Annotated in this window: 10 protein-coding genes; 7 read left to right on the top strand and 3 right to left on the bottom strand. The window is 69.3% G+C overall.

Annotated features, from left to right (window positions below; translation table 11 throughout):
- Window positions 1–451 precede the first annotated feature (451 nt).
- The 7 genes from ACH4FX_RS40810 to ACH4FX_RS40780 all read left to right on the top strand — a co-directional run bounded on the left by ACH4FX_RS40810 (window position 452) and on the right by ACH4FX_RS40780 (window position 8,399).
- Complete coding sequence (locus ACH4FX_RS40810) at window positions 452–2,869, top strand: Helicase associated domain protein (RefSeq protein WP_398486714.1); 2,418 nt, start codon at window positions 452–454, stop codon at window positions 2,867–2,869.
- 63 nt (window positions 2,870–2,932) lie between these two features.
- Entirely contained in the window at window positions 2,933–4,006 is a 1,074-nt protein-coding gene (locus tag ACH4FX_RS40805; RefSeq protein WP_398486712.1) for a hypothetical protein, read from the top strand.
- 84 nt (window positions 4,007–4,090) lie between these two features.
- Window positions 4,091–5,050 carry a hypothetical protein gene (locus tag ACH4FX_RS40800; RefSeq protein ID WP_398486710.1) on the top strand — a complete coding sequence of 320 codons (960 nt, stop codon included), beginning with the start codon at window positions 4,091–4,093 and terminating at the stop codon, window positions 5,048–5,050.
- Window positions 5,047–6,087, top strand: coding sequence for an ImmA/IrrE family metallo-endopeptidase (locus tag ACH4FX_RS40795; protein ID WP_398486708.1), 1,041 nt, complete (start codon window positions 5,047–5,049; stop codon window positions 6,085–6,087). The genes ACH4FX_RS40800 and ACH4FX_RS40795 overlap by 4 nt, the downstream gene beginning before the upstream one ends.
- A gap of 148 nt (window positions 6,088–6,235) precedes the next feature.
- Window positions 6,236–7,258, top strand: a complete 1,023-nt coding sequence (locus ACH4FX_RS40790) for a hypothetical protein (RefSeq protein ID WP_398486706.1) — start codon at window positions 6,236–6,238, stop codon at window positions 7,256–7,258.
- Window positions 7,255–7,689 (top strand): hypothetical protein, encoded by a 435-nt coding sequence (locus tag ACH4FX_RS40785; protein WP_398486704.1) that lies wholly within the window; start codon window positions 7,255–7,257, stop codon window positions 7,687–7,689. Before ACH4FX_RS40790 ends, ACH4FX_RS40785 begins: the two co-directional genes overlap by 4 nt.
- A 137-nt stretch (window positions 7,690–7,826) precedes the next feature.
- The gene (locus ACH4FX_RS40780; protein WP_398486703.1) at window positions 7,827–8,399 is read left to right on the top strand and encodes a hypothetical protein; all 573 of its coding nucleotides are present in this window, start codon (window positions 7,827–7,829) and stop codon (window positions 8,397–8,399) included.
- Window positions 8,400–9,007: 608 nt separating this feature from the next.
- Here ACH4FX_RS40780 and ACH4FX_RS40775 read toward each other — a convergent pair.
- The 3 genes from ACH4FX_RS40775 to ACH4FX_RS40765 form a co-directional block, all read right to left on the bottom strand.
- Window positions 9,008–9,328, bottom strand: coding sequence for a hypothetical protein (locus ACH4FX_RS40775; RefSeq protein ID WP_398486701.1), 321 nt, complete (start codon window positions 9,326–9,328; stop codon window positions 9,008–9,010).
- Between the two features lie 430 nt (window positions 9,329–9,758).
- On the bottom strand, window positions 9,759–12,065 hold the full coding sequence (locus tag ACH4FX_RS40770) for a hypothetical protein (protein ID WP_398486699.1): 2,307 nt from the start codon (window positions 12,063–12,065) through the stop codon (window positions 9,759–9,761).
- A gap of 66 nt (window positions 12,066–12,131) precedes the next feature.
- A complete protein-coding gene (locus tag ACH4FX_RS40765; RefSeq protein ID WP_398486697.1) occupies window positions 12,132–12,641 on the bottom strand; it encodes a hypothetical protein in 510 nt (169 codons plus the stop codon).
- Window positions 12,642–12,678: the final 37 nt, after the last annotated feature.

Below are 12,678 nucleotides of genomic sequence, written 5' to 3'. Positions count from 1 at the left end.
CCCGCGGAGCGGGTTGGAACACGCTGCGCGTGTCCAAGCGAAACCGCCGCGCTTCGCGCGGCGGTCCTGGGTTCGCTGCGCTCTCCCAGGGCAACCTCCGCTACGCTGCGGTTGCTTGACGGAGTGTTCACTGCTGGCCGGCTTCGCTCGGCCAGCAGTGAACCGGACTGCTGCGCAGTCCGGTTGGGCAGGTCCGCTACGCTCCCCTGCCTGAGGCTTTTCGGCTTCACCTTCAAGCCTGGCCCGCTGCGCGGGCGGCTGGCTACGGGGCGGGGGTGGCTTGGGGTTGGGTGTCTGCCTTGGCCTCTACTCGGATGGGGGCTGTTCATTCAAGCTCGCACGCTGTGGGTGGTGTCCCTGTCATAGTGGGGTGGAAGCTGGGCCTGCGGTGGTCTGCAATCAAAACTGGGCGCGGATAAAGTCTACGCTGAGCGGGTAGTGCCTCTGCCGGGTGCCCCGGGGTGAGAGGTGGTTCGCTGTGTCAGCTCGATGGAAGCTTCGTCCTCATCAGGTCGAAGCTGTTGACGCGGTGGTGCGGGCTTTGGGGCATGTTCCTGATCCAGGGTCACCGGGTGGGCTGCGGGCTCAGGTTGTTGCTGCCACCGGCACGGGGAAGAGTCTGATCGCGGTCCACGCGGCGCGGGCTCTGCGTGCACGACGGGTTCTGGTTCTTGTTCCCACGCTCGGGCTGTTGGCCCAGACGGTGTCGGTGTGGCGCGAGGCGGGGCGTCGGGGTCCGATGTTCGGTGCCTGTTCCCTGTCGGGTGAGGACACGCAGATCCTTCGGTGCACCACCGACGAGGCGGAGCTGGTGGGGTGGGTGTCGGGCCTGGATTCGGTGACGGTCTTTGCCACCTACGCCTCGCTGGGGCTGGGCGTCCTGGAGCGGAGCCATCGCGCGGGGCTGGGTGCGTGGGACCTGGTGGTGGTGGATGAGGCGCACCGGACGTCGGGGGCGTTGGGGAAGGCGTGGGCTGGGGTTCATGACGATGGGCGGGTGCCGGCGCTGCGTCGGTTGTACATGACAGCGACGCCGCGGTTGTGGGAGGTGGCGGATCGGGAGGGTCCGCAGGGCGGTGAGCTGGTTGCGTCGATGGACGACGAGGCGGTGTTCGGGCCGGTGGTGTATCGGCTGTCGCTGTCGGAGGCGATCGAGCGGGGGCTGATCGCTCGTTACCAGGTGGTGTGTGTGGACATCGCGGATCTTGGGTTGCCCGTGGTCGATCTGGCTGGGAGTGCGGGTAGGAGTGCGCGGGTGCGGGGGGCGCGGCTGGCGGCTTTGCAGACGGCGGTGATGAAGGTTGCTGCGGAGCGGCGGCTGAGGCGGTTGCTGACGTTTCATTACCGCACGGGTGAGGCCGAGGCGTTCTCCAGTGGTCTGGGCGGGGTGGCGAAGGAGCTGCACGAGAGTGATCCGGGGTCGTACCCGAGGGCTGAGGGGGTGTGGGCGGACTGGCTGTGCGGGGAGCACAGGCCGGGGCACCGGGGGGCGGTGCTGGCAGGGTTCGCGTCGGAGCCGGAGGTTGTTGCGGGTGCCGGCTGGGTGCGGGTGCTCTCGTCGGTGCGGGTGCTGGGTGAGGGAGTGGACACCAAGGAGTGCGACGCGGTCGTGTTCGCGGATGTGCGGGGGTCGGCGGTCGACATCGTCCAGGCGGTGGGGCGGGCGCTTCGCATGCAGCCGGGCGAGGGCAAGGTGGCTTCCCTGGTCGTTCCCGTCTTCCTCGGCCCGGGTGAGCAGCCCGACGAGATGCTGGTCTCGCGGGCCTATGGGGAGCTGGTGAAGGTGCTGATAGCTCTGCGGGCGCATGACGCGCAGGCCGTGGAGCAGCTGGCCGTTCCTCAGGTGGCCGGGGGCCGGTCGGGCGGCGGGGCGGTGGAGGGGGCGGGCGAGGTGGGCAGGGTGGCTGCGGAGCTGTTGTCGTTCTCCCGGCCTCGGGATGCCGCGCAGCTGGCGGCTTTCATCAGTCTGCGGGTGCTGCAGCCGGAGAAGCAGTTCTGGCGGCGAGGTCTGGCGGCTGCACTGGCCTACCGCAGTGACCATGGTGACCTGGCGGTTCCCTACGAGTACCGGACCGTGGACGGGTTCGCTCTGGGAGTGTGGATCGCCCGGCAGCGGAGTGCGCACAGCCGTGGGGAGCTGAGCGGGGAGCGGGTGGGGCAGCTGGAGGAGCTCGGCATGATCTGGTCGCATGCCGAGGTCGCGTTCGCCGAGGGGCTGTCGGCGGCGCGGGGGTGGGCCGCCGAGCACGGGCACCTGCTGGCGCCGACGGACGCGATGTGGGAGAGCTACCCGGTGGGTGTGTGGCTGAAGAACCAGCGGGCGGCGGCAAGAGGGGGCGAGAGGGAGCAGGAGGCGGGTGGGCTGAGTGCGGCTCGGCGGCGGGCCCTGGAGGACATCGACGCCTCGTGGTGCCCCTCGTGGTCGGTTGCGTGGCAGCGGTGCTTCCACCTTGCCCGGCTGCACGTCCAGGAGGGTCAGGCGCTGGCCGAGGAGCCGGGACAGGTGGTGGTCCAAGGAGAGGACCTGGGACGGTGGGCCGGCGGCCAGCGGCGCGGCTGGGACGCCCTGGGGGCGGTGCAGCAATGGCTGCTGAAGGAGACACTCGGGCTCGGGCCCCTGAAGAGGGACGAGCGGACCGGGGTGGCGCCGCGGCGGACGCGGGCGCAGGTGTGGGCAGCCAATCTGGCTGCTGCCCGCCAGTACCGGGAGCGGGAGGGGCATCTGGAGGTGCCACACCGACATGTCGAGAAGGTCGGCGGGGACGAGCAGGCGCTGGGGGTGTTCATCGCCAACAGCCGCTCTCGCCGGGCGCGGCTAGCGCCCGAGCGGGTCGAGGAACTGTCCGAGCTTGGGATGCGCTGGGAGTAATCCTCGGGCGGGGCCGGCTCGGCTGGGGTTGGCTTGGGTTGGATTTAACCCTCGGGGGTGGGGGTGGATGTAGCCCTCGGGCGTGGTCGCGGTGCGAGCCGGAATGTGCATTTCCCTGCTCCGGAAGGGCTCCTTGGCGTACGGTTCGCCCATCAAGGGGAGGTACCGGCTATTTCCGTATTCGACGAACTGCACGAAGTCGGGTGCTTCGGCCCCGCGTGTCTGACGCTGACCGGCAAGCTGGTGTGGCAGGAAGCACGGCGCTTCCCCGTTCTGGCTCCGCCGGCCGGCTGGCAGAAGGCCGACGAGGAGGATCTGCTGTATGAGTTCCTGGCAGACCGCCTCCAGGCGGTCACCGCCAATCTCCTGGCTCAGGCCGACGACGATGACAGTGTCGGACGATTGCTGCGGACATCGATCCGGCGCTGGTTGATCGACCAGGCCCGCAAAACCGCGCTCGGTTCGGTCAGGCGCTCGCTGGAAGAGGCGCTGACGGACTGCAGTGCCTTCGAGGCGGTGCCGCCGGGCGAGGCGGGGGCCGGTAGGTGGCGCTTGTCCGGCACGACGGTGCAGCCTTGGTCCGGTCCCCCCGACCCGCTCGTCGACGCCGCGTACGCCGTGTCGAACGTCAAGATCCCGAAGTGGACCAGTGAAACGCGTCGTGCCCCTCTCGCTGACAGGAAGTCGCTGGAAGCTGTGATCCGTGCGGTTTTGTCCACCGCCGCCGGATCGATGGAGGTCGCGCAGCTCGTCGAGGTGTTCATCGCTCGTTTTCCCGTGGCGCTGGATCCGAGAGTCCTCCCGCTCCCCGACGATGCGGGATCGCAGATCACCGCCAGTGCGCACTCCTCCCCGGAGGAGATCGTGCTTGCTCGCGACGACGAGGCCGGTGCGGCGTCTGCCGCAGCACAGATCGTGGCCATGCTCAGCCCTCAGGAGCGGGGCATGGTCGCGTATCTGGAGCGCCCGGGAGAGCTCCAGGCGCATTTGGGCTGCGGCCGCTCCCAGGCGTATTACCACGGAACACGTCTGAAGGAGAAACTGCAGCAGCTCGTCGGGAACGAAGACGGGGACCAGGTACGTTCGGTGGGGTCGGAGGTGATCCGGCTGTGCAGCGAAGCGGCGCAGACACGATGAGCGCGGCCAGGGCCGGACGTCCTGGCCGGTATGACGTCAGTCGATGGTGGAGGCCTGCTCAGTCGATGGATGCGGGAGGACACCATGAGTGACTCGAAAGTGCCGCAGCGGTTCCTGGACCTGGCCCGAAAGATGCGTGGGCCGCATGCTCTGTCGGAGGCAGGGCTGAGAGAGCGCTTCGGTGATCCGGCTCAGGCGGAGATCAAGGCTGGTCAGGTATGGCGGGCACGCTGGGACGAGGTCAGCATGCTTGTGCTGATCCTGGAGGTGGGCGCCCGTGAGGTGAACGCCGTCCCCGTCACGATCGACCCGCCCGGTGAGGATGAGACCAGCGTGGTCGTGGACGGGGCACGTACCGCGTTCGGCGTCGAGGCCACCGTGTGGGCAGGGCTGGTCTCCTGTGTCCCCATGCGCGTGCTGGAGCGCGTGGTCGATGCCTGGGACGAGGACATCGTGGGGTGTGCGGCGGCCCGGGCCCAGGGCCGGCCGGCGCCGGCCGCGGCAGGGGTACGCCAGGGACAGATGATCCGTTCCGCCCTGGAGCCGGATGCCGAGACGCGAGCCGGCCTCGCTGATGATCTGGAGCATCTGCAACATGCGCCCGGTCTGCCGGTTCAGGAGAGCGGACGGCCTCCCGGGACCTTGGCGTCGCTGCTCGGCGACCGGTTGGACTTGAGGATGCTGTGCTCTGCCTTGGATATGCCGCAGCCCGAGGTCATGAAACTGCTTCGCGGCAAGGCCCCGCTGCCTGCCGACCGGATCGGGGTCATCGCCTCGGCGACCGGGCTGAGCGCAGAGCAGATCGCCCGGACGGTCCGTCCCTTGCCCGCCGATCTCGTCCAGGCCATAGAGCACCCGCGGTGGCGCTCGGTATGGGTACGCCGCGCCCGGCAGCTGGAGATCAGTGAAGCCCAGGCGCGTCTTTGGGGCAGTTACGGCGCCTTCGCCCTGGCCGCTCGCGAGACAGGCGGTGGCGCGGCCGACTGGGACGCCCGTCTGCGGCAGTTCCTCGGGGGCGAGGACACTACGAAGGGCGGCGCGTGACACGGCGCCGGTTCGACCAGGAGGCTCCGCGTCAGGCGGAGGCGATGATCTCGGCTCTTGAGCGGCTGCACCCCGGCGCTGTGGAAGCGCTGCGTGCGGATCCGCTGGCCGAGCTGGGCCGCTGGATGGACGTCCAGGTGTTGCTGGAGGCCGCGTCGGACGGCGGTGGCCGGTGCTCGGTGGCCGGCAGCTACCGGTCGCAGACCGATCCCCCCACGCTGGTGGTCGGGGCGGCCCGCTCACATCGGCGCCGCGGATTCACCGGCCTGCACGAGCTGGGCCACCATCTCCAGCAGACCGACCCCGAGCTGGGGCAGCGCCTGTTCGACTGGGAGGACTCCGAAGCGTTCGAGGAAGCCGCCTGTGACGCCTTCGCCGCGCGCATCCTCGTGCCGGATGCGCAGATTGCCGCGGACGTACGCCGCCGCGGGCCCTGCGCCGACGATGTGGTCGCCATGTTCCGCACCTCCCGGGCCTCGCGCGAGGCGTGCTGTGTGCGTGCGGCGCAGTACCTGGTCGGCGGGGGCGCGGTCGTCCTGTTCGACACTGGGGGCCGGGTGCTGTTCGCCGCGGCTCACGGCATGATTCCGCCGGCTCGGGGCTCCGACCAGTCGGGCACCCCGCTCCTGGCCGCGGCCCTGGGGACCCGCGCCACGGTGGAGCGCGACAAGACGTTCGTGCTCTACCGGTCCGGACAGCGGAGCGATCTGCTGTACGGGCAGGCGGCCTGGTGCGATGAGGACTATCTGATCGCGGTGCTCGCCGAGGACAGCGTGGCCTGGCGTGCTTTCACAGCGCCGCGGCCGCGGACCGGGAGCTCCCGGTTCGGTTCCTGGTGGGAGTGCGAGACGTGCGGGGAGCCGTTCAAGATCACCGAGCCGGGGTGTGCGGAGTGCGGGGAGCCTTCGTGCGGGCAGGGGCACTGTGGCTGCACGGCCGCCAGGAGGCGGAGCGACCGTGCCTGCGAGGAGTGCTTCATGGTCCTGGCCCCGTCCCGGTTCGAGGGCGCGAGCACCGTCTGCCGGGACTGTTCCTGACCTGATCGCAGCGGGGGTGAGGGGTGCCCGGACAATCTCGGCGGTGTGACGTCAGAGGAGGGTGAGCCGCCGAGTGACGGCTCCGCCCGGGGAAGGTCCCGGGCGCTGTGCGGCGCTCGGCGCCCCTCACCTGAACGGACACATCCTCATGGGATACACCGAGGACATCCTCAACGAGATCCGCGGCCAGATCGACGCCCACCCTGAGCCGCTGGTGCAGGCCCGTGCGCGGCTGGACCTGGTCTGCTCGAGCACGATCGGCTTCACGGGCGCGCTGCGGACCTATCGCAGTGGTTCGCTGCCCCAGCACACCTTCATCCACCCGGTCGGCGACGGTGACGGCGGAGTCGTCCTGGACCGGCGCGTGTATCCGCGGCTCGGACCGGACGGGGGTGGTGAGACGCCGGCAGCGATCACCGGCGAGCTGTGCGCGCTGCTCGGCCCCGCGGTGCGCAAGGTGTACCCGAAGGCCCGGTGCGGCACCTCCAAGCGCGGCCCGAAGATCACCTTCGGGGAGCCGGTCGACGGCCAGGACCCGACGGTGGACCTGGTCGTGGCCCTCACCCGGAAGGAGGGGGGCGGGCTGTGGATCCCGAACCTGGAGACCGACCGGTGGGAGGCGTCCGACCCGGAGGGACACGTCGCGCTCTTCACCAGCGGGACGCAGTCGATGCGCCGTACCCGCCGCAGGGTGGTGCGCCTGCTGAAGGCGTGGAACAAGCAGTACTCCCAGCCGGGCTTCTCCTCGCACAACCTGACGGTGTGGGCGTGGGAGTTCATCGAGCCGGGGATGGGCGTGGCGAAGGCGCTGGCCACGGTGCTGTCCGAGGCTGCGGCCCGGGTGGAGGCCGGTACGGCGACCAAGGACCCTCTGGGGGTCTCGCCGAACGTGAAGCTGCTGGTGGGGCGTGAGACTGCGGCCCGGCGGCTGCGCGGGGCGGCGGACGGCGTGGCCGAGGCTCTGGCGGTCGACGACGACCGCGAGGCGGTGCTGTCGGCGCTGTCGGGGGTGTTCTACCGGTACGTGCAGGCCCCGGTATCCGACAGTTTCGCGGGCAAGATCGCGGCGCTGCGGCAGCGCACGCCTGTCACGACGGTGACGCTGGGGCTGAGCGGGCCGGCGGCCGAGGTACGGCCCACCCGGGCCTACGGCGCGGGGCATCACGCGTGAGGCGCCGTCCTGCCTGGCGTGCGCCGGCCTGGTTCGCCAGGCCGGCGGCCCGCATCGCCTTCCAGCGCCGCCTGGCCGCCTGCGGCCAGGCGGCCAGGGTCATCCCGCCTCCGCGCCGCTTCCGCGGTGGCTTCGCGCTGGCTGTCCAGCTGCGGGTCGCGGACGTCGTCGAGCAGACGGTCTCGATCGTGTTCGGCCCAGGGTCCCCCGACGTGCCGCACGTGTACACCGATGGACCGTCGGAGTCGCCTCACCGGTATTCCGATGACGCTTTGTGCATGTGGTACCCGTACGATGCGCCTGAGCAGCGCTGGGTCCGCGCGGACGGGCCGGATGCCTTGCTGGGGCATGTGGTGGCCCATCTGCTACGTGAACAATGGTGGCGCGGCACGGGCGAGTGGCCCGGCCAGGAAGCTCCCCACGGCCCGTGAGCGGCGTGCCCGGTATCAGTTTGGAGGCCGTCATGACGCCCGTGCAGACGGCGGTTGCGCCGCCGACTCCTTCTGTGTCGGCGACCGCAGCGGTGCCTTCCGCGCCGCCCGCGGCCCCTTCCGTGCCGGTCCCGGCGGTGTCGACGGCCACCGTGGTCCCTTCCGCGCCGCCCGCGGCTCCTGCTGCGGCCGATGCCACGTCGGTGTGGCCGGCCGTGGTGTCCGGGGCGTTCCTCGCCGCCGCGCTCACCGCGGCCATCAACATCTGGCTTGCCCGGCGAAAGAGCCGGGAGGAGGAGATCAGCAGGCTCCGGACCGCCTTCGCCGAGGCCTTCGCCGCCCACAGCGCCTACAAGGAGATGCCCTACGCCATCAGGCGGCGCCGGCTCGACGCCGCGGCCGAGGAACGCGTACGGCTGTCGGAGACGTTGCGGGAGATCCAGGGCAACCTCTCCTACCACCTTGCCTGGACGAAGATCGAATCCGAAGCGGTGGGCCGTGCCTACGCCGACCTCGTCCAGGAGCTGCGCAAGACGGCCGGAGCGGCCATGCACGCAGCGTGGGAAGCGTCTCCCATCGAGAGCGACACGGCCATGAACATCCCGCCGGCACAGACCGACCTCAGCGCGCTGCAGACGCTGGAGACCGCTTACATCGCTGCCGTCCGGGAGCACCTGCGCACACTCAAAAAACCGTGGTGGTCCCGGTAGCAGCGCCGCCGGGCGCCGGTCTCAAGAAGTGGCCGTCGGCGTCCGAGCCGTGCTACGCCTCTGATGACCGGCAACGACGTGGGAGCGCCGCCCGCTGGGGCCGGCCGTCAAGCTGCCGGTCGATATGGCCGGTCAGGGCCATCGCATGTCGAGGGCTTGCAGAGCGTCCGGTTCTTCGCGGCTGAATTGAGCGGGGTTGCGGTGCCGTTCTCCACCGGGCCCAGGTCGAGAGGGGAGTCGTCGACGGTGCACACGTAGGTACGTGGGATGTTGAGGTGCTGGTGGGAGCACCAGAAAGTGCGGGCGGCGCGAAGTCCTCAAGCAAAGGCCCAGCCGGATGTACTACGGAGCCTGCGCAGCAGGAGGGCGAAGGGGTGCTGTAACGGGAGGGCGCCGAGGAGGTTGTGCTAGAGGTCGGTGAGGTCGCCGAAGCGGTCGATCTGGTCGTCGAGCCAGCGGATGAGTGGGGCATCGCTGTCCGGACTGAGGTCGGGACTGTAAATCGTCCGGTATAACTCCCGATCATGAAGGTCGTGCGTGGGTGCCCCGACAGCGCGGTCCTTCAGAGCCGTCCGTCGCCCCGTCCCTCGGGTCGTAGCTGTCGGTCCTCATCGTGCTGTGTCACCGTCCGGGATTGGGTGCTGCTCGGTCTGGGGTGACGAACTCAGTTCGCGGATCTGACGGGCGATGTCTGGGTGTCCGTAGCGGTTGGTGAGCAGTGCCGCGGTGTCGATCAGGTGGTTCTTGGCGTCTTCGGAGAGGTCCTCAGCGAAGGTGTGGAGCAGGCGGGCGAGGAGCGCCCACCGGCCCTGCGGCGCGTAGGCGGCGGCTTGTACGTGGAGCTGCTCGAGACGTGGGAGCGTTTTTTCGTCGATGGCGTGCGGCGCGGTGGCGTACCAGTAGGCCAGGGCGAGTGAAGGGTCGCTCATCACAGTGTCCTGCAAGGCGCGGGCTTGGTCCAGGTGGCCGCGTTGTTCTGCGCGGCGTTGTTCTTCCTCGTGTTGGTGGCGTTCGTGTCGGGAAGCGGCTGTGAGCGCTTCGGTGTCGGCTGTCAGGTTCACCTGTGCCCAGGTGAGCCTGACGGGGACGTGGGGGACGTCGGTGGGTCGGCCGAGGAGGGTGTTGATGTGTGCGGCCGCCAGGACGCTGTCGGCCGGGGTGAGGGTTGCGGTGATGTTGCGGGCGATGGCCAGGGCGTGATGGGTGGCGGCAGCTTCAGGCGTGTGATGGGGGCGGGGCGAGGGGAGTTCTTCCCAGGCTCCGGTAAGGGTAAGGGTGAACGGGTGGCCGGGGGTGGCGCTGGGTGCCGGGCAGGTGATGTCGATGCTTCCTGCCCGGGGCGGGGGCCAGCCGGCCCTTCTACGGTGTGGGCGGCGCATCGTGTGAGCGTGTGGGGGCGGCGGGGTCTGCTTCTCGGATTGCGATGAGCAACTCGTCGCGCAGGCGGGTCCGTTCGGTGGGGAGCTGTCCGGCGTGGGCGGGCTCCCAGCCGTTGGCTGCATGGTTGAGGACGATGAAGCGCTGTGGGAGGTAGGTGTGATCGGTCTCTGAGCGGAAGACGGCTTCGGTGAAGGTGGCGATGACGGTGGTCCGAAGGGCGGGGCGCGTAAGGGCTGCGTCCAGCCACGTGCTAACGGCGTCTTGAACCTGACGGCTCTTGGTGTCGTCGAGGGACCGGCGCCAGCCGGTCAGGGTCCAGGAGTCGGGTGTGATGGGGTGGGAAGTCAGGAGGAGGGGGATGCCGTCGGGGCCTGTACGTTCCGCCAGGTGCAGGAAGGCGCGGCGGGCGGCGGCGGCCTGGTTGTGGTCGCCGCCGAACCAGGTGGTGAGCCTGTCGCGGATACGTTGCTGAAAGCCGTCCTGCTCCCACAGGGTCATCAGGGCGTCGCCGACGGCCTCGGTGACCTGAGGGTCGTCGGTGTGGGCGGCGAGATCGGCCAGCCGTCTGAGGGCGACCTCGGCGTAGGCCGGGGCGAGTTGTGCCATCGCCTTGGCGAGGGCGCGTTTGAGTGCGGGCGGAGTGGGTCGCTTCTTGTCCGTGGTGGGCTCGTCGGGGGCCTTGGCCCAGTCGAGGTACCGGTCGCGGGCGAGTTTGCCGGCCACGGGGTCGAGGGCCGCGGCGACCAAGAGGTCCGAGGCATGGCCTTTGAGGTGCTTGGAGGCTGCCCAGTTCGTGGCGGTCGCGCGCAAGACGGTGAGGCTCTGCTTGGTAAGGGTGTAGCGGGTGGTCCACTGGCTGACGCGGTCGGCCAGGGGGATGCCGATTTCGCTGGGCAGGAGTTCGGCTTGTTCGGCGGTCCAGCGGGTGAAGGCTTCGACATGGTGAGGGCGGTCGGCCCAGAAGTAGTCGACGACGGCTTCGGCGTATCCGGGCCTGAGGAAGCGGATGCGGTCGTCGAGACCGAGGTCCGCGTTGATGCTGTCGGTGAGCGCGATGATGCCCGGGCCCTGCTGCCCTTTGGTGGGCAGCGGTGTGTCACCGAGTGCCGTGCCGAGGGTGATGTGGGCGTCATAGACGCTCTGAGCGGGTGCTCCGTCGAGTACAGCGGCGGCAAGCAGGTACGTGCGGTGGTCGCTGTCCGTCTCCCCGTTGTGCCACTCGAGGAGATTACGGCGCCAGTTCTGGGCGGACTGGACGACGAAGTCGACGAGCTCGTCGAAACTTTTGTGCTCGGTGGTCGTGCGGTCGAGGACCACGGCCGCGGCGATCTTATCGGCCCAGTCGACAGCCTGGGCTGGTGTGGCGTTCTTAAGGTGGCTGGTGATCCTGCCGTCACTGAGCCACTGGCTCAATTCGCCTTCGGACAGAGGCTGATCGGCCAGGTGGGCGCGGGCGACGGTGAGGGCGTCGGCAGGGCTGAGGTGGTGGGCCAGGTCGGGTGCTTCGCCAGCAACGTTCGTCCAGATATCGGTGTGGACGACGGCGATGACGAACGAGCGGGTCTTGATCAGGTGGTCAGCGACCTCGGTGAGGTGAAGCCCGGTCGTGGTGGGCAGTGGCTGTGTCTCGTGCCTCAGGTCCAGGATCCAGCCGGTGCCCTCATCAAGGAGGCCCTCGAGCTCAACTTTCTCGTCGGGTATGCGCCGCACCTGGCGGATGGTGTGTACACCCAGCGTCTTCAGGGTGTGCAGGGCAGCGGTGTAGCGGCCGGTCCCGGTGTCGGCGTGAAGGACCGCGACCCGATGGAGGTCGAGAATCGCTCGGAGTGCGTTCGTCGTCTCGTCGTCCTCGGCATAGGTGCTGAGCCGGCGGCGGATCCAGTCTTCCGTCAGAGGGGTCCCTCGCAGACGCTGGATCTCGTGATTGTTCTGAATCCCGATGAGGGTGCCATTGTTGGTGGTGACGGTTTGGTCGACCTGCGCCGCGGGTGCGCTGGCGTCGTTCGTGCCGGTGTCAGCGTGGTTGCCCGGTTCAGGTGCGGTGCCGTCCGTGGCTGTCGACTCAGCCGACCTCGCCGATTGCCCCGTGTCGAGCAGCGCATTGTGTTCAGCAGAGGTGGGGGTACTACCAGCGGTGGGAGGGACAGTCTCTGTTGCGGGTTCTGCAGGGACGGTAGCGAGGATGTGGGTGGTGCTTGTGCATTCGGCTGGATGGCCAACCGAAGATGTAGTGGTGACGGGCGGCTCGGTGGGCTGGCTGGGGGCTGTCGGTTCGTTCGGCGTCAACGCGCGGCCCTTCGGACGGATTGGTGCCGTTGCGCGGGTGCGCAGCGGAAAGGCGTTGCGGCGCTGCTATCCGCCGATCCGTCGTGCCTTCATGCCGATCAGCTTGGCACCGGCGTCGACTGTCTCCACCTGCTGCGTGACCTGGGCGTTGCTGGTGATCTCTTCGGCGTCCATGCCGGTGGCTTCGCCTGCGAGGGTGGTCAGCTTTTGGTCCACGAACGGGCCGGAGGAGGGGCGGTCCTCGCCTGCGAAGGTCAGGCGCTGACCGTAGATGTCTTCCAGGAGGGCGCGTAGTTTGCCCATGCTGCGCAGCAGTCCCCGTTCGATGGTCAGCGCGGCCGTGTCGCGGCCGGCGTAGTCCTGGAGGAAGCCGTGGAGCAGGTCGAGTTCGCCCTGTCGTGCGTGGAGCCGCTCCTCGTCCGGCTGCAGGGGCAGTTGCAGTGCACCGACGAGCGTGTCGGGTAGCGCGAGGTCCTGCTCGGGTTCGGCGCGCCGGGGGCTGAGCAGACGTTCCAGGCGCTGGTACAGGAAGGTCAGGGTGGCAGGCACTGCTGAACTGATCAGGGCGATCTCCATAGGATCCGGCATATTCCACTCCCCCGTTCTCAGGACT

This window comes from Streptomyces sp. NPDC018019 (assembly GCF_044327805.1).
Lineage (GTDB): Bacteria > Actinomycetota > Actinomycetes > Streptomycetales > Streptomycetaceae > Streptomyces.
This window is presented reverse-complemented; position numbering and strand designations above follow the sequence as displayed.

What these genes read in the sequence shown, in the direction of transcription:
- ACH4FX_RS40790 (WP_398486706.1), top strand. Translation starts at nt 6,236, where the DNA reads ATGGGATACACCGAGGACATCCTCAACGAGATCCGCGGCCAGATCGAC.
- ACH4FX_RS40800 (WP_398486710.1), top strand. Translation starts at nt 4,091, where the DNA reads ATGAGTGACTCGAAAGTGCCGCAGCGGTTCCTGGACCTGGCCCGAAAG.
- ACH4FX_RS40765 (WP_398486697.1), bottom strand. Translation starts at nt 12,641, where the DNA reads ATGGAGATCGCCCTGATCAGTTCAGCAGTGCCTGCCACCCTGACCTTC.
- ACH4FX_RS40775 (WP_398486701.1), bottom strand. Translation starts at nt 9,328, where the DNA reads ATGAGCGACCCTTCACTCGCCCTGGCCTACTGGTACGCCACCGCGCCG.